24 protein-coding genes are annotated in these 26,377 nt (G+C 55.2%); 5 read left to right on the top strand and 19 right to left on the bottom strand.

The window, feature by feature from the left end:
- Positions 1-3: 3 nt before the first annotated feature.
- From rsxD to blr, 7 genes are all read right to left on the bottom strand, one after another.
- A complete protein-coding gene (gene rsxD, locus L350_RS15965; RefSeq protein WP_022647918.1) occupies positions 4-1,056 on the bottom strand; it encodes an electron transport complex subunit RsxD in 1,053 nt (350 codons plus the stop codon).
- Entirely contained in the window at positions 1,057-3,078 is a 2,022-nt protein-coding gene (gene rsxC, locus L350_RS15970; RefSeq protein WP_032624360.1) for an electron transport complex subunit RsxC, read from the bottom strand.
- Positions 3,071-3,649: an electron transport complex subunit RsxB gene (rsxB, locus tag L350_RS15975; protein WP_032624359.1), complete on the bottom strand. Its 579-nt coding sequence runs from the start codon at positions 3,647-3,649 to the stop codon at positions 3,071-3,073. Before rsxB ends, rsxC begins: the two co-directional genes overlap by 8 nt.
- Positions 3,649-4,230, bottom strand: coding sequence for an electron transport complex subunit RsxA (gene rsxA / locus L350_RS15980; RefSeq protein ID WP_022647920.1), 582 nt, complete (start codon positions 4,228-4,230; stop codon positions 3,649-3,651). The genes rsxB and rsxA overlap by 1 nt, the downstream gene beginning before the upstream one ends.
- 76 nt (positions 4,231-4,306) lie before the next feature.
- Entirely contained in the window at positions 4,307-4,747 is a 441-nt protein-coding gene (locus tag L350_RS15985) for a DUF2569 domain-containing protein (RefSeq protein WP_015570663.1), read from the bottom strand.
- Positions 4,748-4,832: 85 nt separating this feature from the next.
- Complete coding sequence (gene ydgT / locus L350_RS15990; protein ID WP_000217941.1) at positions 4,833-5,048, bottom strand: transcription modulator YdgT; 216 nt, start codon at positions 5,046-5,048, stop codon at positions 4,833-4,835.
- Between the two features lie 229 nt (positions 5,049-5,277).
- The gene (gene blr, locus L350_RS0122240; RefSeq protein WP_151884424.1) at positions 5,278-5,403 is read right to left on the bottom strand and encodes a division septum protein Blr; all 126 of its coding nucleotides are present in this window, start codon (positions 5,401-5,403) and stop codon (positions 5,278-5,280) included.
- A gap of 239 nt (positions 5,404-5,642) precedes the next feature.
- Between blr and L350_RS15995 the strand changes: the two genes are divergently transcribed.
- Positions 5,643-6,683 (top strand): oxidoreductase, encoded by a 1,041-nt coding sequence (locus tag L350_RS15995; protein WP_032624357.1) that lies wholly within the window; start codon positions 5,643-5,645, stop codon positions 6,681-6,683.
- Between the two features lie 56 nt (positions 6,684-6,739).
- On the opposite strand, the gene add is transcribed toward L350_RS15995, so the two are convergent.
- The 3 genes from add to malX form a co-directional block, all read right to left on the bottom strand.
- The gene (gene add, locus L350_RS16000; RefSeq protein ID WP_022647922.1) at positions 6,740-7,738 is read right to left on the bottom strand and encodes an adenosine deaminase; all 999 of its coding nucleotides are present in this window, start codon (positions 7,736-7,738) and stop codon (positions 6,740-6,742) included.
- Positions 7,739-7,834: 96 nt separating this feature from the next.
- Positions 7,835-9,007, bottom strand: a complete 1,173-nt coding sequence (locus L350_RS16005; RefSeq protein ID WP_032624356.1) for a MalY/PatB family protein — start codon at positions 9,005-9,007, stop codon at positions 7,835-7,837.
- 49 nt (positions 9,008-9,056) lie between these two features.
- The gene (gene malX / locus L350_RS16010) at positions 9,057-10,649 is read right to left on the bottom strand and encodes a maltose/glucose-specific PTS transporter subunit IIBC (RefSeq protein WP_032624355.1); all 1,593 of its coding nucleotides are present in this window, start codon (positions 10,647-10,649) and stop codon (positions 9,057-9,059) included.
- 179 nt (positions 10,650-10,828) lie between these two features.
- Here malX and L350_RS16015 point away from each other — a divergent pair, with 179 nt between their 5' ends.
- Positions 10,829-11,857 carry a Mal regulon transcriptional regulator MalI gene (locus tag L350_RS16015; RefSeq protein ID WP_023299968.1) on the top strand — a complete coding sequence of 343 codons (1,029 nt, stop codon included), beginning with the start codon at positions 10,829-10,831 and terminating at the stop codon, positions 11,855-11,857.
- 56 nt (positions 11,858-11,913) lie between these two features.
- Here L350_RS16015 and L350_RS16020 read toward each other — a convergent pair whose 3' ends face one another.
- Both L350_RS16020 and manA read right to left on the bottom strand, forming a co-directional pair.
- Positions 11,914-13,440: a YdgA family protein gene (locus L350_RS16020; protein ID WP_022647926.1), complete on the bottom strand. Its 1,527-nt coding sequence runs from the start codon at positions 13,438-13,440 to the stop codon at positions 11,914-11,916.
- A 99-nt stretch (positions 13,441-13,539) separates the two neighbouring features.
- Positions 13,540-14,715, bottom strand: a complete 1,176-nt coding sequence (gene manA / locus L350_RS16025) for a mannose-6-phosphate isomerase (protein ID WP_032624354.1) — start codon at positions 14,713-14,715, stop codon at positions 13,540-13,542.
- Between the two features lie 199 nt (positions 14,716-14,914).
- Between manA and fumA the strand changes: the two genes are divergently transcribed.
- The gene (gene fumA, locus L350_RS16030) at positions 14,915-16,561 is read left to right on the top strand and encodes a class I fumarate hydratase FumA (protein WP_022647928.1); all 1,647 of its coding nucleotides are present in this window, start codon (positions 14,915-14,917) and stop codon (positions 16,559-16,561) included.
- 182 nt (positions 16,562-16,743) lie between these two features.
- Entirely contained in the window at positions 16,744-18,138 is a 1,395-nt protein-coding gene (fumC, locus tag L350_RS16035) for a class II fumarate hydratase (protein WP_022647929.1), read from the top strand.
- Here the strand turns inward: fumC and tus are convergent, their stop codons facing one another.
- The 4 genes from tus to rstA form a co-directional block, all read right to left on the bottom strand.
- On the bottom strand, positions 18,139-19,068 hold the full coding sequence (tus, locus tag L350_RS16040) for a DNA replication terminus site-binding protein (RefSeq protein ID WP_022647930.1): 930 nt from the start codon (positions 19,066-19,068) through the stop codon (positions 18,139-18,141).
- 74 nt (positions 19,069-19,142) lie between these two features.
- Entirely contained in the window at positions 19,143-20,441 is a 1,299-nt protein-coding gene (rstB, locus tag L350_RS16045) for a two-component system sensor histidine kinase RstB (RefSeq protein ID WP_032624353.1), read from the bottom strand.
- A 325-nt stretch (positions 20,442-20,766) separates the two neighbouring features.
- On the bottom strand, positions 20,767-21,138 hold the full coding sequence (gene iraM / locus L350_RS16050; protein ID WP_022647932.1) for an anti-adapter protein IraM: 372 nt from the start codon (positions 21,136-21,138) through the stop codon (positions 20,767-20,769).
- 437 nt (positions 21,139-21,575) lie between these two features.
- Positions 21,576-22,292 carry a two-component system response regulator RstA gene (gene rstA, locus L350_RS16055; protein WP_032624352.1) on the bottom strand — a complete coding sequence of 239 codons (717 nt, stop codon included), beginning with the start codon at positions 22,290-22,292 and terminating at the stop codon, positions 21,576-21,578.
- 127 nt (positions 22,293-22,419) lie between these two features.
- Here rstA and L350_RS16060 point away from each other — a divergent pair, with 127 nt between their 5' ends.
- The gene (locus L350_RS16060; RefSeq protein WP_032624351.1) at positions 22,420-22,755 is read left to right on the top strand and encodes a GlpM family protein; all 336 of its coding nucleotides are present in this window, start codon (positions 22,420-22,422) and stop codon (positions 22,753-22,755) included.
- On the opposite strand, the gene folM is transcribed toward L350_RS16060, so the two are convergent.
- The 3 genes from folM to ydgH all read right to left on the bottom strand — a co-directional run bounded on the left by folM (position 22,752) and on the right by ydgH (position 26,026).
- Positions 22,752-23,474 (bottom strand): dihydromonapterin reductase, encoded by a 723-nt coding sequence (gene folM, locus L350_RS16065; RefSeq protein ID WP_022647935.1) that lies wholly within the window; start codon positions 23,472-23,474, stop codon positions 22,752-22,754. The two genes, L350_RS16060 and folM, sit on opposite strands and share 4 nt — an antisense overlap.
- A gap of 39 nt (positions 23,475-23,513) precedes the next feature.
- The gene (locus tag L350_RS16070) at positions 23,514-24,896 is read right to left on the bottom strand and encodes an amino acid permease (RefSeq protein WP_022647936.1); all 1,383 of its coding nucleotides are present in this window, start codon (positions 24,894-24,896) and stop codon (positions 23,514-23,516) included.
- A 185-nt stretch (positions 24,897-25,081) separates the two neighbouring features.
- Positions 25,082-26,026: a DUF1471 family protein YdgH gene (ydgH, locus tag L350_RS16075; RefSeq protein ID WP_022647937.1), complete on the bottom strand. Its 945-nt coding sequence runs from the start codon at positions 26,024-26,026 to the stop codon at positions 25,082-25,084.
- Between the last annotated feature and the right edge of the window lie 351 nt (positions 26,027-26,377).

The following is a 26,377-nucleotide window of genomic DNA, read 5'->3' as shown; positions in this document are numbered from 1 at the left end:
CCCTTAGCGATGACCGTACACGCGTGGACGCGTGTAGTAGTCGATGAGCGGAACGGTGATGTTAGCAAGCAGTACGGCAAATGCCACGCCGTCCGGATAGCCACCAAAGCTGCGAATAAGCCAGACCAGCAAGCCCGCCAGCGCGCCGAAAATCAGACGACCTCGGTTGGTGGTAGAGGCGGTGACCGGATCGGTCAGAATAAAGAATGCCCCGAGCATGGTCGCGCCTGAGAGCAGATGGAGCTGTGGGCTGGCCAGTGACTCAGGTGAGATGACCCAGCCGAGCGTTGAACAGACGGCCAGCGTCACCAGGAAGCTCACCGGAATATGCCAGCGGATCGCTTTTTGTTGCAGCAGGAAGGCACCGCCCAACAGGTAGGCCAGATTGACCCACTGCCAGCCCGCACCCGCCAGTACGCCGCTGTAAATAGACGATTTCATCACCTGCTCGACGCTGTGGCCGGCACGCAGGGAGGTTTTGAAGGTATCGAGCGGGGTGGCCTGGCTGATGCCATCCACGCCCATGCGAAGCGCGTTCATATCCGCGCCCATCGCGGTGTGGCCAGTAAAGATAACGTTCAGGGCATCCATAAAGCCGGGCACCGTGGCGGCGATCTCATGCGGCGGCAGCCAGCTGGTCATCTGTACCGGGAAGGAGATCAGTAGCACCACGTAACCAATCATTGCCGGGTTAAACGGGTTATGGCCCAGCCCACCGTACAGCTGCTTGGCGATGATCACCGCAAATACCGTTCCCAATACTACCATCCACCACGGGGCGAACGGGGGAATGCTGATGGCCAGCAACAGGCCGGTCAACAGGGCGGAGTTATCGCTCAGGATGCGAGTCACCTCCATTTTGCGCAGCTTCAGGATCGCTGCTTCCGCTGCGACGGCACTGGCGCAACCCAGAACTAACTGGAAAAGCGTACCCCAGCCGAAAAACCAACACTGTACGGCAATACCTGGCAACGCGGCCAGGCACACCAGCATCATAATACGCGATGTCTGGCGCTGGTTATGGGTGTAAGGGGAACTTGCAATTCTGAAAACCATTTAATCCTCGTTAACGGCTTGCTGCGCGGCTTTCTTTGCCTGAACACGCGCAATCGCGGCGGCGACTGCGGCTTTGCGTGGATCGTCGTTGGCGGCCGCAGGCCGTTCGTCCTGCTGTGCGGCTTTTCGTGCTTTGGCACGGGCGATGGCCGCTTCAACGGCGGCTTTACGTGGGTCGACAGGCGCTTCACTCTCTTCGGCAGGCTGAAGCTGTGCCGCTTTACGTGCTTTGGCGCGGGCGATAGCGGCTTCAACGGCCGCCTTGCGCGGATCGGTCGCTTCCTGTTCAACCACCACTGTCTGCTGACCGGCTTTACGGGCTTTTGCCCTGGCGATAGCCGCTTCCACCGCCGCTTTACGCGGGTCTGTGTCGGTTTCCGGTTTGGCGTTTTGCGCCTTCTCCGCCTGACGTGCGCGCGCTTCGGCTTTACGCGCTTCGCGGGCGGCAATCGCTTCGCTATTGTCCGGCTTTTGGCCAGCCACGATCGCTACCGGCTGAGCGGCAGTCGCGTTCTTCTCCCGCACACGGGCGAGGGCAGCGTTAATCGCATCCTGATCTTTCGCCGCAGGCTGCACGGCAGCCTGCTTATGGCGTTCCTGACGGGCTTGTTTCTCGCGCTCCAGTCGCGCCTGGCGCGCTTCAAAGCGGGCCTTCGCCTCAGCGGCACGTTTTTCTTCCATGGAGATAGCGTAGATTTCGGCTTTCTCCTGACGGAAGTACTGCACCAGCGGAATATTGCTTGGGCAGACCCAGGCACAGGCACCGCATTCAATACAGTCAGCCAGGTTATGCGCCTGGGCTTTATCGTGCAGCTGGCCTTTGCTGTACCAGTACAACTGCTGCGGCAGCAAGTCTGCCGGACACGCATCCGCGCAGGCGCTACAGCGTATACAACCTTTCTCTTCCTGCGTTTCGCCCATCTCCGTTGGGGAAGGGGCGAGCAGGCAGTTGGTAATCTTCACCACTGGCACATCCAGCCACGGCAGGGTAAAGCCCATCAGCGGGCCGCCCATAATGACCATCTGCTCGCTCCCCGGGCAGAAGTCAGCCTGTTCCAGCAGATGATGCACCGGCGTACCCAGACGCGCCCAGACGTTGCCGGGACGGGAGACGGACTCGCCGGTCAGCGTGACGACGCGTTCGGTCAATGGCTCTCCGTCAATCACCGCACGTTTCACCGCGTAGGCAGTACCCACGTTTTGCATCAGCACGCCGATATCGGACGAACGGCCCCCGTGGGGAACCTGTTTTCCGGTCAGGATCTGCGTCAGCTGCTTCGCCCCGCCGGATGGGTATTTGGTTGGAATCACGCGCAGGGCGATATCATGGCTGTCCGCCAGCACCGCACGCAGCATCGAAATGGCCTGCGGTTTATTGTCTTCAATACCGATCAGCACTTCGCGGGGTTGCAGGATATGCGCAAGAATGCGAATACCTTCCACCACCTGCGCGGCACAGTCCTGCATCAGACGATCATCGGCGGTGATGTACGGTTCGCACTCGGCGGCGTTAATAATCAGCGTTTCGATTTTATCGCCGCCGCCGTGAAGCTTGGCGCCGGTCGGGAAGCCAGCGCCTCCAAGACCTGCTACGCCAAACTGATGAATGCGTTCAATCAGCGCTTCACGGCTGCGGGAACGGTAGTCGCTCCAGCCGTCACGATCGATCCAGCGATCTTCCCCGTCGGCTTCAATGATGACGCTCAGCTCAGACAACGCCGAGGGATGGGCAACGGTATGGGGGGCAACAGCCACCACCTTGCCCGAAGTCGGGGCATGTATCGGCAACATACGTCCACGACCAAAGGTCAGCGGCTGGCCGCGAAGGACGGTATCGCCTTCTTTCACGCACAGCTCGCCTTCCGCGCCGATGTGCTGTTTCAATGGCATCACGTAGCGGGTCGCCAGCGGAATTTGACGCAGCGGCGTACCGTTTGACTGGGTTTTCATTTCCGGGGGATGGATACCGCCGTCGAAGTCCCAGATCTTCTCTTTTCTGAAAGCAGAAAATAACTTAAGCATGTTGTTCCACAGGAATATTGCGAACCGGAATGGTCTGAAGATCCCATTTCCAGCTTTCGGTCGTCGTTTCAACCGGGCGGAGTTCTATACACTGCGTCGGGCAGGGGGCCACGCAGAGGTTACAGCCGGTGCACAGGTCCGCCACAACGGTGTGCATGGCGCGGGTTGCGCCTACAATGGCGTCGACAGGGCACGCCTGAATACATTTGGTGCAGCCGATGCAGTTGGCTTCGTCGATAACAGCAAGGGCACGATCGGGCTCCTGCGCCTGTTCATCGCCGTCGACAGGCTGCGGATCGACGTTCAGCAGGGCAGCTATTTTAAGCATGACCGCTTCGCCACCCGGCGCGCAGCGGTTGATCTTTTCTCCCTGCACGCCCACAGCCTCAGCGTAAGGACGGCAGCCAGGGTAGCCGCACTGCCCACACTGGCTCTGCGGCAAAAGCTCATCAATTTTTTCAACCACCGGATCGTCCTCTACCGCAAACCGGCGGGAGGCATAACCCAGAATGATGCCAAAGACGAGTCCCAGTACGCTGATGGACGCGATGGCAATCCAGATAGCACTCATTACAACTTCACCAGACCACTAAAGCCCATAAAGGCCAGAGACATTAAACCTGCGGTCACCAGAGCGATGGCGTTACCGCGAAACGGCGCGGGAATATCCGCCGCTGCCAGACGCTCGCGAATCGACGCGAACAGGACCATAACAAAAGAGAAACCGACCGCCGCGGAAAAACCGTACAGCGCCGACTGCATGAAATTATGCCCAAGGTTGATGTTGAGCAGCGCCACGCCCAGCACAGCACAGTTGGTGGTGATGAGGGGCAGAAAAATACCCAACAGGCGATACAGGGCAGGGCTGGTTTTACGCACTACCATTTCGGTAAATTGCACCACCACCGCAATGACCAGAATAAAGGACAAGGTGCGCAGGTAGAGCATGTCCAGCGGGATCAGGATCCAGGTATCAATCAGCCATGCGCAAATGGAGGCCATCGTCATCACGAAGGTGGTGGCCAGCCCCATGCCCATTGCCGTCTCCAGCTTTTTGGAGACCCCCATAAACGGGCACAGGCCAAGGAACTTCACCAGTACGAAGTTATTAACCAGCACAGTTCCGACAAAGAGCAGTAAGTAATCGGTCATTATTTAGCCTGAAATAAAAGAGCCGCCTATTATCGGATAAACGACAACAGGCCACAACAGGTTAACTGTAAGGTTATTACGGGTTAACGAAGGTCTTCTTAACGCGCGTCGACCGCTTGAAATAGGGCACCAGAAGCGCCGTTGCAAGCAACGGAAAGAGTAGCTGGCGAACCGCCAGTGCGTCAGAAACTGGCGAAAAAGCGAACGCTTTGACGGCAAGCAGCACGGAGACCAGCAGCCAGATAATGTAATGTTTCGGCACGCTTTTGCGGCGTTTGAAGAAGGCGATGGTCAGCCAAAGCGTGTAGTACCACATCGCGATTGCGAAAACGAACGACACAAACCACGTCGCAATATTGAGCGCGCTCTGAGACATCAGTGTCTGGATAGCATGAGGAGTAACCAGTGCAGTGGTGTAAAGCAACAGCGCCAGCGAAGCGCTTAATAAAGCCACCAGCAGCCATGCCAGCGGGGCGATTAACCAGCCCCCAATTCTCTCTCCAGGCAATGCGGTCATACGCTCTCCCATAGTCTGCGCGAAATGTTATACAGAAATTTGCAGGGCGGAGAGTATATAACATTTCACGCCGAAGGCTACTTTCTTATACAACGTAACGCCAGACAGATTTAGGTACTTCCCCCACGTTGAACAGACGACCGCCAGAGACGAGTTCGGCGCGACGATGGTCAGCCGCGCGGTACATATTGATGATGTCCTGATTATCCGACAGCGTGTAGTTCAGATGGTCAAACAGTTTTTCCAGGCTTTCGAGGGAATTGATCTTGCGAAATTTTAATAAATAGTCCTGAACTGTCATATTAATAAGTTTCCATATAAAAGGGTAATACCCATAAAGGTAATGCGTTCGAATAATAAACGGATTAATAAAGACGTAAACTGTCCACTCGGGTAACGCGACGAAATTAGGAGTTTTCTTTGCGAAGATTCAGGCATCAGCAGATGCCTGGAAGAGAAGGGTAACCCCGTTCATTACGGCTGGCAATACGTTCCATGACGTAATGTGTCACGCTTTATGACGATGCGGCTTACTTTTGTTGAGCAACAGTAACAGGCTCCGGCGGCTGGTAGTTATCGATATGGCTGGCAATGCCGAGCAACACGACTGAAACGCCAAGGACAATCCATCCCGCTAATTCAATGATTCGATTAATTATTGATGACATATTTTGTGTTTGTAATTTATCCATAAATACAGATTACAAATGTTACAGCGGCCTTTTCGACAGAGCAAGCGCTTTGGGAACGATTCCCGGGCCCCATATACACACTTTAATGCGAGGTAACAAAAAAAGCTGTCGCGAGATGCTATTTTAACTCACAGGGCACATTATTAATCTGTGCGTTAAGCACAAGGCCAGTGATAAATAAGCGCACAGCGAGGGGGCATACGATGAGTGAAAACATCCGCGTCGGTCTTATTGGCTACGGGTACGCAAGCAAAACCTTTCATGCGCCGCTGGTTGCCGGCACGCCGGGAATGGAACTGGCGGCTATCACAAGCAGCGATGAAACCAAAGTCCATGCCGACTGGCCAGCCGTGCCGGTGGTAACGGAGCCTAAGCATCTGTTTAACGATCCTAATATTGACCTTATTGTCATTCCCACCCCTAACGACACCCATTTCCCCCTGGCGAAAGCGGCGCTGGAGGCTGGCAAACATGTCGTTGTCGATAAGCCTTTTACCGTGACGTTGTCACAGGCGCGCGAGCTGGATGCGCTGGCGCGAAGCCTGGGTCGGTTATTGTCGGTCTTTCACAACCGGCGCTGGGATAGTGATTTCCTGACGATCAAAGCGCTGATAAACGAAGGCACGCTCGGCGAAATTGCTTTTTTTGAGTCTCACTTCGATCGTTATCGTCCGCAGGTGCGAGATCGCTGGCGCGAGCAGGCGGGACCGGGCAGCGGCATCTGGTATGACTTAGCGCCGCATCTTCTCGATCAGGCCGTTCATCTGTTTGGTCTGCCCGTAAGCATGACGGTCGATTTAGCGCAGCTCAGGCCGGGGGCGCAGACCACCGACTATTTCCACGCCATTTTGAGTTATCCGCAGCGGCGCATTGTGCTGCACGGGACAATGCTTGCGGCGGCGGAATCGGCCCGCTATATCCTTCACGGGGCGCGCGGCAGCTATGTGAAGTTCGGCCTGGATCCGCAGGAAGAGCGCCTCAAAAATGGCGAACGCTTACCGCAGGAGGACTGGGGCTACGACATGCGGGACGGGGTGGTGACGCGTGCGGAGGGTGAGGTATTGGTTGAAGAGACGGTGTTGACCCAGCCTGGGAACTATCCGGCGTATTACGCCGCAATTCGTGACGCGCTGAACGGTTCAGGTGAAAATCCGGTTCCGGCGAGCCAGGCAATCCAGATTATGGAGCTCATCGAGCTGGGGATCGAATCCGCCAAACATCGCGCAACGCTCTGTCTGGCATAAGTGCCAAACGCTTTCGTAGGCCGGGTAAGCGCAGCGCCACCCGGCAGTAAAGAAGACTACTGAGCAACTTTATCGCGCAGCGCCTGTTTCTCTTCAGGCGTCAGGAAGGCGATCTCCAGCCCGTTGATTTGCGCCTGACGGATCTGCTCGCGGCTCAGCCCGGCCTGCGGCGCGGCGATGTTGTATTCGTGAATAATATCCACGCCCTGAACCGCCGGATCGTCCGTGTTCAGTGAAGCCAGCACCCCGTGTTCAAGGAAGGTTTTCAGTGGGTGTTGCGCCAGCGACGCCACTGTACTGGTCTGAATATTGGAGGTCAGGCAGGATTCGATTCCAATACGTTGTTCGGCGAGGAAATCCATCAGCGCGCGATCTTCAATGGCTTTCACGCCGTGACCAATACGTTCCGCACCCAGTTCACGAATGGCCTGCCAGATGCTTTCCGGCCCCGCGGCTTCGCCCGCATGAACAGTTATATGCCATCCTGCATCACGTGCGCGGTTGAAATGAGACAGGAACAGGCTGCCCGGGAAGCCCAACTCATCACCGGCCAGGTCGATGGCGGTGATCTGGTCGCGATGCGCCAGTAACGCTTCCAGCTCCTGAAGACAGGCCGCTTCACCGAAGGTACGGCTCATAATGCCGATCAAACGCGCCTGAACGTCAAAGGTTTTGCAGCCTTCACGCACGCCTTCAATGACCGCTTCAACCACGCCCGCTACGGGGAGACTGTGGGTCATCGCCATATAGCCCGGAGAGAAACGCAGTTCGACATAGTGCAGGCCGTTGCGAGCGGCATCTTCGATGTTTTCAAAGGCGACACGGCGACAGGCATCGAGCGAGGCCAGCATCTTCACACCCCAGTCAAGCTTGCTCAGAAAACTTACCAGATCCGGCTCGTTCGACGTCACCTGGACATGGGGGATCAGGGTTTCAAGCGTTTCGGCAGGAAGCGTTAAATTGAACTGGCGACCAAGATCGAGAATAGTTTGGGCACGAATGTTCCCGTCGAGGTGGCGGTGAATATCAGTTAAAGGCAGGCGTGTATCAATCATGGTCGCACTCTTTGCTGGTTAAAGTGCGCCATATTATAAAAACAAAACGGGGGAAAAAGCTATTTGCGCAAGGGAATATTCCGTTGCGCACATTATTTACAGCAGAGTGTTGATGCCAGCAATAAGGCGCTGAACGCCCTGTTCAAGCTTACTACGCGGACAGCCAGCGTTCAGTCGCACATAGCCTTTTCCTTCATCCCCATAAGTATATCCCGGCATGATGGCCACTTTTTGTTGTTCAATCAGCACGTTTTGCAGCGTATTGTCATCAATACCGAGTGGGCTGAGATCAATCCAGGCCAGATAGGTGGCCTCTGGCGGTTGCCAGTTGAGTGTCGGAAATGCAGCATTCAGTTCGTCAGCAATGTAGCGCAGGTTTTCTTCGAGATAGGTCCGCAGCGCGTCCAGCCAGGGTTCGCCCTGCCGGTAAGCAGCAATGTGCGCGGTCAGCGCCAGCACGGAAGGGGAAGAGAGTCCGTCCCGCCCTTTTAATGCATTCAGATAGGCGTTACGGCTGTCGTCATCGGCGATAAGCCCCCAGGCGCCCGTCAGTGCCGGAATATTGAAGCTTTTGGAACCCGAGGTCAGCAGCGCCCATTTACCGCGTGCAACCTCATTCCACGGGGTATGGCGATGCGTGCCCCATACCATGTCCATATGAATTTCGTCGCTGATTACCGCCACATCATGACGGCTGCAAAGCGTTGCAATAGTGGCCAGCTCTTCCCGCGTCCAGACTTTGCCGGTTGGATTTTGCGGGCTACACAGCAGCAGAACCGTGTTTTCCGGTTTTGCCAGCGCCGCTTCCAGCGCGGCCATATTGCCGTCCCAGCCACGCGCCGTTTTCTGCATCGGCACGGAAACAACGGTACGCTGGTTGCCTTCAATGGCTTTATAAAAGGCATCGTAAGCCGGGGTATGAACCACCACGCCGTCGCCAGGCGCGGACCATATGCGGATCAGCTCCGAGACCATATAAATGACCGACGGCCCATACACTACGGTTTCGGTATCAATCTGACTGTTAAAGCGTTGCCGGAACCAGTGCGCCACGGCAGCCAGAAATTCGTCATTTTTCCAGCGGCTGTAGCCAAACACGCCGTGGTTGATGCGCTGGTGCAGCGCATCGGTAATACAGGGAGCGGTGGCGAAATCCATATCAGAGATGGTAAAGGGCAGCAGGTCGGCAGCCCCAAAACGGTCAGCGACATAATCCCACTGGGTACACCAGGTGCCGTGTCGATCCACGACGGTAGAAAAATCAAACATGACGGTGCTCCGTAAAGTAAAACCCCCTCATGACGAGGGGGGCGAGGCATCAGGCTTCGACGGTTCGCATCAGGGTTGCCAGCTCATCCTTCACTGACTGTACCTGCGGGCCAATGACGACCTGCAAATTGTGTTGATTTAACTGTACCACGCCGATAGCCCGGTTAGCTTTAAGTGCGTTGGTATCCACTTTGGACATGTCCGCCACCGACAAACGCAGGCGGGTGATGCAGTTATCCAGAGAGGTAATGTTATCCGCACCACCCAGCGCCGCCAGAATAGCCGGCGTGTTATATCCGGATTTCCCAACGGTACCGGCCACTGCCTGTTCAACGCTGGTGGCCGTATCGGTATCGCGGCCAGGCGTTTTCAGGTTAAAGCGGGTGATGGCGAAGCGGAAGATCCCGTAGTAAACCGCGAACCAGATGGCGGCCACAACCGGCACCAGATACCACTTGGTGGACAGGCCGTGCAGGATACCGAATACCACGAAGTCAATCACGTTACCGTCGGTGTTACCGATGTTCACACCGAGCACAGCCATCACGGTGAAGCCCAGGCCTGTCAGTACGGCGTGGATGAGGTATAACACCGGTGCCACGAACAGGAACAGGAACTCGATAGGTTCTGTCGTACCGCCCACCACGCAGGCAATAACGCCGGAGATCAGCAGGCCTTTAATTTTATGACGATTTTCCGGGCGGGCGCAGTGGTACATCGCCAGCGCAGCGCCCGGCAGGCCGCCGAGGAAGGCAGGCATTTTCCCCTGAGAGAGGAAACGCGTCGCACTTTCAGAGAAGCCGTGCGTGGTCGGGCAGCTCAGCTGGGCCTGGAAGATGGTCAGCGCGCCGCTAACGGAATGACCGCAAACGTCCATAGTGCCGCCTGCTTCAGTAAAACGGATCAGGGCAACCAGGATGTGCTGTAAACCAAATGGCAGCAGCAGACGTTCACCCGTACCGAAAATCATCGGGCCGAAATCACCCGCGCCGTTGATAATGCGGCCAATACCGGTGATCCCCATGGCAAAAACCGGCCAAATCAGAGGGATGATCAGACCAAACAGACCCATCACAACCAGCGTAATGATTGGCACAAAGCGGGTGCCGCCGAAGAAGGCCAGCGCATCGGGCAGGCGGATGTTATGAAAGCGCTCGTGCAGCATCCAGATGATCACTCCCGCGATCACGGCTCCAAGGATCCCGGTATCGATGGACTGAATTCCAATCACGCTCTGAATGTTATTGGCTTTCAGTACCGCCGCGTCGGTCGTGGGCAGGATCCCTTTGGCGGTCAGCCAGAAGTTAACCGCAAGGTTCATGACCGCATAGCCAACGAAGCCCGCAAACGCCGCCACGCCTTTGTTTTCCCGCGCCAGACCCAGAGGAATGGCGATACAGAACATTACCGGCAGGAAGCTAAAGGCAAAAGAGCCGACCTTGCTCATCCAGATGAAGATCGCCTGCAGTACCGGATTTCCGAGGAAAGGGATTAGAGTAATGACGTCATGGCTGCTTAACGAGCTGCCGATCCCCAGCATGATCCCGCAAAAAGAGAGAAGCGCCACGGGCAGCATAAAGGTTTTGCCCAGTTGCTGGAAAAACTCCCACAGCGATATTTTTTGTGCTGCTTTCGTCGTCATAAAACGACTCCTTAAATGGTAGAAAGAGATTTAACGACCGCGATGGGGCGAGAAGATAAAACGTTTTATCAGACTTTAGTGCGCGCTAAATCACATTCTCAGGCTTTTACTGGTAGTATAAAGATAACGTATTGATAAAACGTTTTAGCGATCTCATTATCAAGGAGTCACGCCACCACATGGCTGTAGCGAAAAAGATCACCATCAACGATGTCGCGCTGGCGGCGGGGGTTTCCGTCAGCACCGTTTCGCTGGTATTGAGCGGGAAGGGGCGCATCTCTCCTGCTACGGGTCAGCGCGTCAACGAGGCCGTTGAGCAACTGGGCTTTGTGCGTAATCGCCAGGCGTCGGCGCTGCGCGGTGGGCAAAGCGGGGTGATAGGGCTGATTGTTCGCGACCTCGCGTCGCCGTTTTATGCAGAACTGACCGCCGGGCTTACCGAGGCGCTTGAAGCGCAGGGGCGAATGGTTTTCCTGCTCCACGGTGGGCGCGAACCGGAGCAGCTGCTCTCCAGGCTGGATATGCTGCTGACGCAAGGGGTGGATGGGGTGATCGTGGCCGGCGCGTCCGGTGTGGGCAGTGAATTGTGTGAGCGCGCGGCGCAGAAAGGCGTACCGCTGGTGGTTGCGTCACGCGCCAGCTATCTCGACGAAGCCGATACCCTTCGGCCGGATAACATGCAGGCCGCGCAAATGCTGACCGAGCATCTTATTCATCGCGGCCATCAGCGCATCGCCTGGCTCGGCGGTAAAAGCTCGTCCCTGACGCGTGCGGAGCGGGTGGGCGGTTACTGCTCCACGCTCATCAAATACGGCCTGCCGTTTCACAGCGAATGGGTGGTGGAGTGTGAGTCCAGCCAGAAAAAAGCCGCCGAAGCCATCGGCACGTTGCTTCGCAACAGCCCGACAATCAGCGCGGTGATTTGCTATAACGATGTGATTGCGATGGGGGCGTGGTTCGGCTTGATCCGCGCCGGACGCCAGAGCGGTGAGGGCGGGGTAGAAACGTTCTTCGGCCATCAGGTGGCGCTGGGGGCATTTGCGGATGTCGGTGAAAATGCGCTAGACGATCTCCCCATCGTCTGGGCGACGACGCCGGCTCGTGAAATGGGGTACACCCTGGCAGACCGAATTATGCAGCGTATTGAAAATACGGACGTGCAGGCCGGGCATCAGATTGTGGCGGCGCGGTTAGTGACGGTGAAGTAATCTCCGCTGCACATCGCCTGGCAATAAAAAAACCCCTCATGCGAGGGGTTTTTCGTTTACTGCTGCGGTACTGCCGGCGGCGCAGCCGGTTCAGCCGGTGCCGGAATGCCCAGCGTCGGCATACCAAACATGCCGACAAAATCTTCCAGCGGCATTTTGTCGCCGTTGAGCGTTACCTGGCCATTAGCATATTGCAGGCTGGTGGAAATGGTGTTGTCTTCCACCTTCGTGATGCGGAACATCTGGCCCATCGCCGCCAGGCCTTTCACCTGTTGGTTTGCCAGTTTACCTGCATCTTCTTCACCATACCCTTCGAGTTTCGCAATCTGCGTCATGAACTCGGTTGCCATATCCATCGGGATGGTCAGCTTGCTGTCGAGCGATTTCACGCTGCGGTCAACTTCCTGCGCCAGGGTCTGCGGCTCGCCGGTCGCGGCCGCCGGATCCTTCAGGAACAGCGACAGGTTGAAGTTGGTTTCGCCTTTGTCGTTTTTCCAGCTCAGTGGCGCAACGGTAATTACCGGCTCGCCTTTCAGCAGGATCGGCAGGTTATTAAACAGCACGGCCATCGCCTGCTGCTGGTACGCCTGCGGGTTCTGTTGCAGGGCGGCATCGGTCAGCAGAGCCTGACTCTCTTTGCTGTATTTCTGGCTAAATTCGTGCCATGCCTGGCCGTCAATGTTGCCAATTTTCAGTGACAGCTTGCCGGTACCCAGGTCCTGATTCTGTACTTTCAGGCTTTTCAGGCTGTAATCCAGCTGGGTGTTGATGCTTTTACCGTCTTTGGAAACGTCAGACTTGCCGTCCAGATCCATGCCTTCCAGCACTGCCATCTCTTTACCTTCAATCGCAATGGCGATCTTATCGAGGCTCAGCTTCTGATCGCCAATACGCTCGTCAAAATCGGTCATACGGCTATTGCCGCTGGCTTTCAGGTTGTTGAAGGTAAGCTGGACCTTCTGGTTATATTCATTGACTGAATTCACCAGGCCGCTGGCGGCATCGCCGGTCAGAGAGACATTCTTGCCGTCGCGATCGGCATCAAGCTGGAAATTACCGCCGCTGAAGGCGACTTTATCGGTGCCTTGTTCGTAATTCAGCGCTTTCAGGTCGATGTCGGAACGCGTATCACCGGCATAGCTGATGCGGGTATTGATCTCGAACGGCGACTCATTTTTCGCCATATCGAAAATTGGCTTCGTCACCTCGTTATTTACCAGTACGGTTCTGGCGGATGCCATAGAGGGGATCAGGTTAAACTTTTTCAACTGTGCCAGCGGGAACGGACCGTGGCTGACCACTTCATCCAGTACCACGCTCTGGCCCGGTTTCAGCCAGGCGTTCTGATTGCCCGCTACCGGCTTCACCACCACCTGCATATGGCTGGTAAAGACGCCACGCTGGTAGTTCTGGTAGCTCAGCTCCAGACCTGCTTCAGGCGCGCTGCGCTTAATCTCGCTGTTTGCCTGCGCCATCATCTCTGCCAGACGGCTTTCCAGCTGTTTCCCGGTATACCAGGAAGCACCCGTCCAGATCACGCCTAAAGCAACAATCACTCCTACCGCTACGACCGATTTTTTCATTGCGATTATCCCTAAAATGAAACCAGGCGGTTAAAACCGCCTGGTGTTACAACGCCTGTTACTAGCTTAGCAAGAGTTGTTAAAAAATTCAGTAAGTCCCTAAAGCTTATTAAAAACGCGCGCCAGGCGACCAGTGCCGCTCACGAAGACAGGCGACTCGTTTGCCGGGACAAAGGCGGACTCCCCCGGTTTAAGCAGCAGACGCTCGCTACCGTTATGCAACGTCGCTTCGCCTTCCACACAGAACAGGATCGCGGCGCTCTCCTGTGCAATGGCGGTTTCGTCTGCGCTGAGGTCATGCAGGGAGAAGGCAAAATCGTCAACCGGAATCGGGAAGTCCAGCTCTGCGCCGTTTTTCACCGGCTGAGTGAGCAGCTCCGCAGCAGGTTTCGCCACGAACTTCACGTTGGCAACCAGCTCAGGGATGTCGATGTATTTTGGCGTCAGGCCCGCGCGCAGTACGTTATCGGAGTTAGCCATCACCTCCAGTGCCACGCCATTCAGGTAGGCGTGCGGGGTTTCAGCGAACAGGAACATTGCTTCGCCCGGGTTGAGCTTCACCACGTTCAGCAGCAGCGGAGAGAAGAGGCCGCTGTCGTCCGGATAAAACGCGGAAATTACGCGAATGGTGTCCCATGGCTCACCCTGCTGGTCGTTCAGCGCGGCTTTCAGCACCGCCAGCGCGTGGGATTTTTCCTCGCCCTGCATATTCAGCAGGCTGGCAAACAGCGCGCTCAGGGCTTCTGCGTTCGGGTTTTCCAGGAAGTGGGCGATCGCGTTGTGAGCCCCAGCGACCGGTTGCAGCAGGGAGATGATCTCGGAAAACTCGCGGAAGGCATTCATCGCCAGGAAAGGGGTAAGGGCGAAAACCAGTTCCGGCTTGTGGTTAGGATCTTTGTAGTTACGCTCTGCGGCGTCTAACGGAATACCGGCGGCATTTTCTTTGGCAAAGCCCAGCTCAGAGGCTTTTTTGTTCGGGTGAACCTGAATGGAGAGCGGCTGGTCGGCGCACAATACCTTGAACAGAAAAGGCAGCTCACCAAAACGATTCGCCACTTTATCGCCGAGCAGCGCGGCTTTGTCGGCATCGATGACATCACGCAGGCTACGCACCTGGCCGCTGGCATCTTCAATTTTTGAGCTGCTCTTCGGGTGCGCGCCCATCCACAGCTCTGCCATCGGCAGGTTGTCCGGGTTGGCGATACCGTAGAGATCCGTTAACGCAGTTTTACTTCCCCAGGCGTAGTTTTGCACTGAGTTGATGAGTTTTTGCATTATCAAGCCCTGATTCATATGTGGAATTAACTTCGCGTATTAAAGCAATAAACCGAATGGAAGTAACCTGCGGATGTAAAAAGTCGTACTAGTCTCAGTTTTTGTTAAAAAATTGTGTAGGATAAGCTGACTCGCTTTTAAGCCGGGCAGCGGAACATCTGCCCTGAATAAACAGACCGAAGCAGTAAGTGAGAGAACAATGTCGAATAAACCCTTCCATTATCAGGATCCTTTCCCCCTCAGTCAGGATCGGACCGAGTATTACCTGTTAACCCGCGATTACGTTTCTGTCTCTGAGTTTGAAGGGCAGGAGATCCTCAAAGTTGACCCGCAGGCGCTGACGCTGCTGGCGCAGCAAGCCTTCCACGATGCTTCCTTTATGCTCCGTCCGGCGCATCAGCAGCAGGTTGCCGATATTTTGAGCGACCCGGAAGCCAGCGAGAACGATAAGTACGTTGCCCTGCAATTCCTGCGTAACTCTGATATCGCGGCGAAAGGCATTCTGCCAACCTGCCAGGACACCGGCACGGCGATTATCACCGGTAAAAAAGGCCAGCGCGTCTGGACCGGCGGCGGTGACGAAGCGGCGCTGGCGCGCGGCGTCTACAATACCTACACCGAAGATAACCTGCGCTATTCGCAAAACGCGGCGCTGGACATGTACAAAGAGGTGAACACCGGCACCAACCTGCCTGCGCAGATTGACCTCTACAGCGTCGACGGTGACGAGTACAAATTCCTCTGCATCGCCAAAGGCGGCGGTTCAGCCAACAAAACCTATCTTTACCAGGAAACCAAAGCGCTGCTTACCCCGGGCAAGCTGAAGAACTATCTGGTTGAGAAGATGCGCACCCTCGGCACGGCGGCCTGCCCGCCGTACCATATCGCGTTTGTGATTGGCGGTACGTCTGCTGAAAGCACCCTGAAAACCGTTAAGCTGGCCTCAACCAAATATTACGATGGCCTGCCAACGGAAGGTAACGAACATGGTCAGGCGTTCCGCGACGTGCAGCTTGAGCAGGAACTGCTGGCCGAAGCGCAGAATCTGGGGCTGGGCGCGCAGTTTGGCGGCAAATACTTCGCGCATGACATTCGCGTGATCCGCCTCCCGCGCCACGGTGCATCCTGTCCAGTGGGGATGGGCGTGTCGTGCTCTGCGGATCGTAACATCAAAGCGAAGATCAACCGCGACGGTATCTGGATCGAAAAGCTGGAGAACAACCCGGGCAAATACATCCCTGAAGAACTGCGTAAAGCGGGTGAGGGCGAAGCGGTACGCGTTGACCTGAATCGTCCGATGAAGGAGATCCTGGCGCAGCTTTCGCAGTATCCGGTTTCAACGCGCCTTTCCCTGAACGGGACGATTATCGTGGGCCGCGACATCGCCCATGCGAAGCTGAAAGAGCGCCTGGACAACGGTGAAGGGCTGCCGCAGTACATTAAAGATCACCCGATCTACTACGCAGGCCCGGCAAAAACGCCTGATGGGTATGCTTCCGGCTCGTTAGGCCCAACCACGGCGGGCCGTATGGACTCCTACGTCGACCAGTTGCAGGCCAACGGTGGCAGCATGATCATGCTGGCGAAAGGCAACCGCAGCCAGCAGGTGACGGACGCGTGCCACAAGCACGGCGGCTTCTACCTCGGCAGCATAGGCGGCCCGGCAGCGGTGCTGGCACAGGGCAGTATCAAGAGCCTGGAGTGCGTGGAGTACCCGGAACTGGGTATGGAAGCGATCTGGAAAATTGAAGTGGAAGACTTCCCGGCGTTCATTCTTGTGGATGACAAAGGTAACGACTTCTTCAAACAGATCCAGTCTTCCCAGTGTTCGGCGTGTGTGAAGTAATTCTGTAAATTGCCGGGTGGCGCTGACGCTTACCCGGCCTACATTCTCGTAGGTCGGGTAAGGCGCAGCCGCCACCCGACATCAAAAAGAGCGCACAAAGCGCCATAACGTTTCTCAGAAGTCATCAATACTTATCTCTTAAGCATGTGAGCAATCCCATCTTTGTTATCAAGGAGTAAGTAATGACAATGCATCGCCGCGAGAAAGACTCCATGGGCGCCATCGACGTCCCGGCCGACAAGCTATGGGGCGCGCAAACCCAGCGTTCGCTGGAGCATTTCCGCATTTCGACAGAGAAAATGCCCGTCTCGCTAATCCAGGCGCTGGCGTTGACCAAACGCGCTGCCGCCAAAGTCAATCAGGATCTGGGCCTGCTGGATGCCGATAAAGCCTCCGCCATCATCAATGCCGCCGACGAAGTGCTGGCGGGCAAACATCCCGACGAATTCCCCCTTGCCATCTGGCAGACCGGCTCAGGCACCCAGAGCAACATGAACATGAACGAGGTGCTGGCGAACCGCGCAAGCGAGCTGCTTGGCGGCGTACGCGGTATGGAGCGGAAGGTTCACCCGAACGATGACGTGAATAAAAGCCAGAGTTCCAACGACGTGTTCCCGACGGCCATGCACGTGGCGGCCGTCATCGCTATCCGCGAGCAGCTTATCCCGCAACTCAACGTGCTCAAATCTACGCTTAACGAGAAAGCGCAGGCTTTCGGAGACATTGTAAAAATTGGTCGTACGCACCTGCAGGACGCCACGCCGCTGACGCTTGGCCAGGAGATCTCCGGCTGGGTGGCGATGCTGGAGCACAATCTTAAGCATATAGACAACAGCCTGCCGCATCTGGCGGAGCTGGCGCTCGGCGGAACGGCGGTTGGCACCGGGTTAAACACCCATCCCGAGTACGCGGTGCGCGTGGCCGAAGAGCTGGCGAAGATCACCGGGCAGCCGTTTGTTACCGCCCCGAATAAATTCGAAGCCCTGGCGACCTGTGATGCGCTAGTCCATACCCATGGCGCGCTGAAAGGGCTGGCAGCCTCGCTGATGAAAATCGCCAACGACGTGCGCTGGCTGGCCTCCGGCCCGCGCTGCGGCATCGGCGAAATCAGCATTCCGGAAAACGAGCCGGGTAGCTCCATTATGCCGGGTAAAGTAAACCCGACGCAGTGCGAAGCCATGACTATGCTGTGCTGTCAGGTGATGGGTAATGACGTTGCGGTCAACATGGGCGGCGCGTCGGGTAACTTCGAGCTTAACGTCTATCGCCCGATGGTGATCCACAACGTACTGCAATCGATTCGTCTGCTGGCCGATGGCATGGAGAGCTTTAACGAGCACTGCGCGGTGGGCATTGAGCCTAATCGCGAGCGAATCAGCCAGCTGCTGAATGAGTCCCTGATGCTGGTCACGGCGCTAAACACCCATATTGGTTATGACAAAGCGGCCGAAATCGCTAAAAAAGCGCACAAAGAGGGGCTTACCCTGAAAGCCTCTGCGCTGGCGCTGGGCTACCTGACGGACGCCGAGTTTGATGCCTGGGTCCGCCCGGAAGCGATGGTGGGCAGCATCAGGTAATCACTGCGCCACATACAGGTGCAGCCGCGGGATAATCAGCTGTAGCGGCTGTGCCTGGGGTTTATAGCGATGCTGAACGTTTTCAGCATCGTAGTTCAGCAGTTCTCCTATATCCGGCACCACCGCACCCTGATCGGCATCGTAGAGCGCAATCAGCGGTGTCGGGCAGGCGTATTGCACCTGCTTTTGCTGTCCCGCATACCAGACACGAGCGATAGGCTGCACCTTCACCGGACGCTTTATTTTAAGACGGGTATCAGCCGGCAGGGAGGCAATGCTGTGGTACTCCTGCTCCAGCCGTTCAATCCACTGTTCCCGCGACCACGGGGCGACCGTTCGCGGCGACTTCAGGCTTTTCTCCAGCTGAGCCAGGATCTCGTCGCGCGTGAAGTTTTTAATGATGTGCTTGTTGGCCCAGCCGAAGCGCAGCGTGGCGGGGTGGCGCAGTACCGTCAGCGTGCGGTAAGCATTCAGGGTGATCAGCCCCGGAAGCTGGCGATGCACCCATTCAAAACGGGCAGCCGGTGCCAGCCCGGACTCAACGGTCACGATTTTCTCGAAGGCGGCTTTCAGCGTATTAATATGCGTAATTTGCGCCTCAATGGCTTCACGCGTTGCGGTATCCGTTTGCAGACAGATGACGCCGGGCAGGCGAACGGCGGCCTTACTGCTGCGATTTTCGGACTGCTGCTGGATGAAAAGGCGGCGATAGTGCTGCAACGTCAGTTCCAGCGCCACTTTACCGATATGCTGCGTTACCTCAATGGTGTTCAGCGGGTCGTGTTCCGCGCCTTTCGCCACCTCGGGCAGGGAAAAGACGCGGGCGGCCAGCAGGCGGCAGCCCTGTAGTTGCGCCGTCAGGGTCAGTAACGCCTGCTCTATTTCCCGAAATGTGGTGTTAAGCCTTTCGATGAGATCGTAAGTCGCCATAATAGCCCTTAATTAGTTACAACATACTACTGATATAGCACAACACGCCGGGTCAGGCCAGCGTGCGGTTTAGTTCAGGCAGGTACGGGAAGAGGAATGTTGTGATAGATCGGCCAGCTAAAGACGAACCGGGCCCCGCCCAGCTCGCTCGCTTCGCAGCGAACCGAACCGCCCATCGCCTGGGCAATAGAACGGACAATAGCCAGCCCCAGACCACAGCCGCCGGTAGCACGGTCGCGGCTGGGGTCGAGGCGCACAAACGGCTCGAAAACTTTTTCACGCTCCGCTGGCTCAATACCGGGGCCATCGTCTTCCACACACAGAATTACCTGGCTCCCCTGCAAATCTAAACCTATGCGCAGCGTGGTTTCGCTGTAGCGCATGGCGTTGTTCATCAGATTATCCAGCACGCGTTCCATCAGGCGCATGTCCAGCGCGCCGTACGCGCCGGGGGTAATGGCTGTCAGCAGTTTTCGCTGAGGGTTAACGCTCTGCACATCGTTAATATGCGTCTGTAGCCAGACGGGAAGATCCGGCGTACTGAGGTGCAACTCCGTCTGAGGCCGATCGAGGCGGGCATAGGTCAGCAGCTCTTCAATCAGCGCTTCAAGCTGGCCAATATCCCGATTGAGGGCCTGCGATTCCGCGGCGGTGAGGTTCTCGCTCATCTCCAGGCGATAACGCAGGCGTACCAGCGGAGTGCGCAGCTCATGCGCAATGCCGTCGATAAGCTGCTTCTTGCTGGCAATCAGGGCGTTAATGTTATCGGCCATCTGGTTAAAGGCAATACCGAGACGGTCAAAACTGGAACCACTGTCGAAATGTATGCGTTCAGTTAAATGACCCTCCCCAAAACGCTGTGCGGCGGATTCCAGTTTCAGCATGTCCTGCCAGTGCGGTCGCATCCAGATGAATACAGGGAAAGCGAGCGAGATGGCAATAAAGCCCAGCAGGGCGAGATCCAGCAGGCGCATCTGGTGCAGGTAATAGAGATAGGGCACTGGCCCGACGGCCAGGACATAGTGGCTGCGCGGAATACGCTGAATGAAGGTATATTTCTCGTCCAGGGCGACGATGTCTCCGTCGCGCAAACGCTGCATCGCCGGCGGCGCTAAATCAAAATCCTTCAGGGGTTCGATACGCAGATCAAACGACAGATTCAGATCCAGCTCTTTTAACGTACGTGCCCAGTCATGCGGAGGAATTTCGCGCAGCTCGCTACGCATCAGGTAGAGCGAGCTTTTCATCAGATCGTCCAGGGATTGTCTGCCCGCACGCTCTGCGGTGAACTTATAGACCAGCCCGACCAGCATGGTCATCACCAGAAAGCAGACAAACAGCAGTAAATAAAACTGAACAAACAGCTTCTTCATTAATTTCACCGAAACAGGGGCTTCACTACACGTCTTTTACCAGCAGGGTCGCTATGGGCGCAAGTCAGGCATGATGCGTTGAAAAGGGGGTAATCGTCGAAAGGTAATAAAACACGGCATCGCTTTATTCCATCAATGCCCGGGTAATCCGTTTACGCTTCGCTATACGAGTTTATTTGCGATTGAGAGTATTTGTGAATCAGAATAACAATGACAAAGGCCACCTGCGGGTGGCTTTATTTATGGCGTTTACCAGTGAGAGGTATCCGGCGCAAACGGTGTGACAAAGATACTTATCTTTGTAACCTGAACATTACCACATTCGTTAATGTCTGGATTTGACTGTGCTGACAATCAGTGGATTCGTGGCAAACCCATGCGGACACTTACGCGCGTTGCAATGCACCGCGTAGGTACATATCTCCTCTTCCTGGTTTCGATTGTATGGGCAGGCCATCTTGTTTTTAATTTCACTCCATAACATCTCGTTGTAAGGGGAGATGTTGTATATCGATATTGGCTTGAAAACACCATTAATGAAGACGCCATTCTTTGTCGGATATATCCTATCGCCGGGGTACAAATAAACATCGCTTTCATACCAAATGATGAGTTTCAAGAACTTGAGTCCCAAGATGCTTGAATAAACGATCCCCGTGTTAGGACAAATTACCGAGCTAATGACTCTCCATGACATTGCTATACCTCGTTCATTAAATAATTGAGAGAGTATAAGGTTTAGCATGAGAATTAGATTTCTGCAAACGCGTAAGCTATTGAAAAAGATCGATATTATTTATATGCTAACTATATCCCCTTTGTTTTCATAAGGATAAGATAATAATTTAGTCAATTGTAAAGTTCATTTTTAACACAATGTGCATTTAAGTGACGGATTTTTGATCGATGATGGTTCCTGAACTGCTGAATATATATTGTACTATAGCAATGAAATACATTAGAGCTACTTTTGTTTACGCGATAAATGCGCATCGAAATTGAACAGGTAAGAGGAATGTGATCAAAGGATATTTCATGACTAACGATGCATATAATCGAAAACTTACGACGTATACCGATAACATTCCTGATGCATCGCAAGTTATTTTTCGAAATTTACTGTGTAGCTTTTTTTCAGGTTTCCCATGCGTGCGGGGCAAACAGGTAGCCCTTATTACGTACGGTTTTAATGCGGTAGGGCTCGGTGGCGCTGTCCTGCAGTTTTTTTCGTAGGCGAGAAATCGCCACATCAACGCTACGATCCATTCCGTCGTAACTTACGCCGCGCAGATTTTTCAGCAATGCATCCCGGTCCATAATTTGCCCGGCATGAGTTGCCAGCTCCCACAGCAGGTCAAAATCTGCGGTTGAGAGCGAAATCAGCTCCCCGGAAAGCATAACCTGTCGGTTGACCGGGTCGATAGAAAGCGTGCCGAACCGCATCGCCTTATGCGGCGTTAAAGAGGGCGCAGGCGCTTCACGCTCAGCGCTGGCACGCTGACGCAGATGAAGGCGCAAACGGGCAAGCAGGACCGCCGGCGGCGTGGTTTTCAGGATGTAGTCATTCGCGCCCATCTCAAGGGACAGAATATGATTCATATCGCTGTCGAGAGAGGTCAGCAGCACGATCGGGCCGTCCCATTTCGCGCGCAGATCCCGGCAAAGCGTCATGCCATCTTTTCCGGGCAGCATAATGTCCAGCAACACCAGGTCCGGGTTTTCGCGGGTGACGACGTCTTCAGCGCGATCGCCACGAGGTTCGACAACCACTTCAATATCATGTTTACCCAGATAAGCGGCGATCAATTGACCCACTTCGGGTTCATCTTCAACATAAACAATCTTATTCATACTACGTCTGTCATCGCGAAAAACGTCAACATACACCGCACAACCTTAACCTTCCATTAATCTTTCATAATTAGCCGGAGTTCCGTTATCCTGCACGGGAATGTTATTTGATTGTTAAGGGAAAAGAATGGGGCTGTTGATCAAAGCCGCGCTGGGTGCGCTGGTCGTGCTGCTGATTGGGGTGTTGGCTAAAACGAAGAACTACTACATTGCCGGGCTTATCCCGCTGTTTCCCACCTTTGCGTTAATTGCGCACTATATTGTGGCCTCTGAGCGGGGTATAGAGGCGCTGCGGGCTACCATTGTATTCGGGATGTGGTCAATCATCCCGTATTTCATCTATCTGCTGTCGCTGTGGTACTTCACCGGTTTTCTGCGTCTGCCCCTGGCGCTGGGCGGGGCGGTGGTCTGCTGGAGCCTCATCGCCTGGGTGCTCATCTTCTTCTGGAGCCGCTTTCACTAGCGCAGCGGGCGGCCACCGTCCACGGCAAACGTCCTTCCCGTGACGTAACAGCTGGTCAGCAGATAATCGATCAGGTCGATCACCTCTTTCTCGCCGGGCGCAATTTTCATCAACGATTTGTTAAGCGCCTGCTGACGATACTCGGCATCATCACCCTCGTTAAATAAAATCATCGCCGGGGCAATCGCGTTGACTTTTACCTCGGGGGCCAGCTTGCGCGCGAACGAGCGAGTCATATTATCCAGCGCGGCTTTGCTGGCCGCGTAGGCGATGTGTTTATCGCTGCCTCGCTCCACCACGTAATCGGTGAAATGGATAATGTCGCCTGCGGCATGGCCGTGTCCGCGTAGAAGATCCTGTAGGGCATGGTTGAGCAGATAAGGCGCATTAACGTGGATCTGCATCATGCAGGCGAGCGTTTCGCTGAGCGAATGTCCTGCTTTTTCAGGAAGCCAGGTACTGGCGTTGTGAATAACCGCCCGCAGCCCGGGGGTGGTCGATTTCACTTTTTCCGCGAAAGCAAGAATACCTTCATCCGTGGAGAAATCCGCCTGAATGCAGACGGCTCCGGCATGTCGTAGCCCTTCAATGGAGGGATATTCCGTGCGGTAACTGACGATAACCGGATGGCGAAGATTGAGAAAGTGATGGGCGAGGGCGAGGCCGATGCGACGGCCTGCGCCAGTGATCAATATTGGGCGTTGCTGCGTGTGTCCCATCGTAATCTCCTTTTCAGTTCAACAATGGGACAGGCGGCGCTATCCCATTAACATCCACGTTGCCGGTACGGCAGCGACTAACAGCAAACCTATCAACGCCATTTCGCGGCGCTTAAGGGCATTATCAAGCTGATGCGTACGGCGAGCGTAGATAAACACCAGCAGGCCTGGCGCGTAGAGCACCACGGACAGCAGCAGATGCATCGGGCCGGAAGCATACAATAACCATAGACCGTAAATACAGGCACCTACGCCTACCGCATAGTGTGCCGGGCGGGTCGCAATTTTTAACAGATATGCGCCCACTAAGAAATAGGGTACCAGAATCATCTCGGAGGCGATGGTCAGCAGCGTGTTATAGTCCGAACCTGTGAGCCAGATCAGCACCAGACAGACCTGCACGCTGACGTTGGTGAGCCACAGAGAGGCCGATGGCGCACTGTTTTTATTCTGACGGGCAAACAGGCGCGGGAACGCTTTGTGCGTGGCGGCCAGGAACGGAACTTCCGCCGCCATAATGGTCCAGCTCAGGTACGCGCCGCAGACGGAGACAATCAAACCTGCCGCGATAACCACATCACCCCAGGGACCGAGCATTTTCACCATCAGCCCGGCCATGGACGGATTACGCATCTCCGCCAGTTCAGGGCGGGCCACCACACCGAGCGACAGCAGCGTCACCAGCAGATAAACGCCCAGCGCCGCCAGGACGGCCAGCAGCGTGGCGCGTCCCACGTCGCGTTTGTTACGCGCGCGGGCAGAGACCACGACGGCACCTTCAACACCGATGAACACCCATAGGGTGATCAGCATGGTATTTTTCACCTGCTCCCAGACGGGAACGCCCAACGCAATACCGCTGAAATCGAGCGTAAAGACATCGAGACGGAAGGCGAGGAAGGCCAGCACGACGAACAGGCCAAGCGGCACCAGCTTGGCCAGCGTCGCCACCAGGTTAATGCTGGCCGCGGTCTGAACGCCGCGCATAATCAACCAGTGAACAATCCACAGCAGCACCGAGGCGCCGACGATGGACTGCCAGGTATTGCCGTCACCAAACAGGCGCAGTTCGGGCGTATCGGTAAAGAAACTGAGCGCCGAGAAGACGATAACCAGATAGGAGACGTTGGCGATCACCGCGCACAGCCAGTAGCCCCAGGCGGAGCAGAAGCCAATCAGCTCGCCAAAACCTTCACGGGCGTAAGTGAATATTCCGCCGTCCAGATCCGGTCGGATACGCGTCAGCAGCAGCATGGCGAACGCCAGCAACAAAATCCCGACGCCGGTGATGCCCCAGCCAATCAATAATGCGGCCGGGCTGGCGACGGCCGCCATGTTCTGCGGCAAACTGAATACGCCCGCCCCCAGCATTGAGCTCAATACAAGTGCAGTTAACGCACTCAGGCCAAGTTTCTTTTCCATTGGCTTCCTGTTATGAAAAGTCCAAATCCAGAATAATTATTTCGCTAAGGCGCATAAAAATGGTGGATCACGCTAAGGCGCGGGATTTTACGGAGTGTGACGGATGCATGCAATGACATGGGGCAGAAATCAGAAAAAAAGTAACAAAAAAGGCGGCACTCCGCCGCCTTTATGAAACCGTTTTGTTACTTGTACAGATCAGCACTGATGGTCAGGTTGTTGCCACGTTCCTGCCACTGGCGGGTGATGTGGTAATACTTCGCGCCTTTCTTCGCAGCACGCTTCGCCACCTGATAGGAGATTTCTGTCATGTTGCCATAGTTGCCCGTAAACTTGATGCTGTCGAACGGCACCATCTGCGCGGCAGTGGCTTTGTTCAGCTCTTCAATTTTCGTGCCGTCTGGTAACGTAACGGTATAACGACCGCCTTTGGTGGATTGGGTTTCAAAGAAACGACCCACTTCAGCGCTTGGTGCCGCAGACGTTGCTACGCCCGGAATTTCAACTTTCTTCGCTTCTTCACCGCCTTTTGCTAACGCAGCACGACCGGCTTCTGAATCCGCTGGAATCGCATCCGGGCTTTGCACTACGCGTTTTTTCGCATCTTGCTTATAGATGAAGGCGGTAATGCGCTGGTTTCCGCCCTGGTTGGCATCAACCTGACGCACGATATAAAACGCGTAAGCGCCTTTTTCTCTCGCGGCTTTGGTGATGGCATCGTTAACTTCAGGCTGGCTGCGGTAGAAGCCCTGAACGGTCACGGTGTCATACGGTTCCAGCTGAACAGCCTGATCTTTCGGCAGTTCAACAATGCCGTTAATCACGCGGTTTTTCTGTTCATCTGCCTTTGGGGCATTCTCTTTGTACAGCGCAACAGTCACGCGCTGGTTACCGCTGTTGCCCTGATCGGACTGGTCAACAACGTAAAACGAGGCAGCGCCGTTTTTATCGGCGGCTTTTGATGCGGCGGCGACGGCATCGCCAATGGAATTATACCGACCCACAATGACCGTATGGTCAAAAGGTTTTAACGCTGCCGCTTGCTCCGGCGTCAACTCTGTCGCAGCATTCGCTGACAGGGCGGTCGCGGAAAGAAGTGCGGACGCCAGGAGTGTGTTCTTAAGCTTCATAAAAATAATCCTTCGCCTTGCGCAAACCATGTACTGGTGTTGTTGTTAATTTGAGACGGTCCCGATTATGGCATTTAACACCCGTCGCTGTCTGCGGCATTTTTCACAGCCTGTGCTCAGCAAAGGACCTGATTCGATAACATTTTGTGATATGTGGAAAAAACAGGCGTTTCACAAGAAAAACTGATTAAGCATATGACTTTTACAAGTTAATTTAATGTTAATGAGTTGTTCTTTTATGGCGCTATATCATGTTTTTACCGCTTCGCTTGCGCGATTTATCGGTCCTGAAGGCGAATTTAAGGTAAATATCTCTGTCAGTGACCCCGATCGCTTATTTTTCACAGATAA

This window comes from Enterobacter sp. MGH 4, from assembly GCF_000534735.1.
GTDB lineage: Bacteria > Pseudomonadota > Gammaproteobacteria > Enterobacterales > Enterobacteriaceae > Enterobacter > Enterobacter intestinihominis.
Note: the sequence above shows the minus strand (reverse complement) of the source record. Positions and strands in the feature narration are given on the sequence as shown.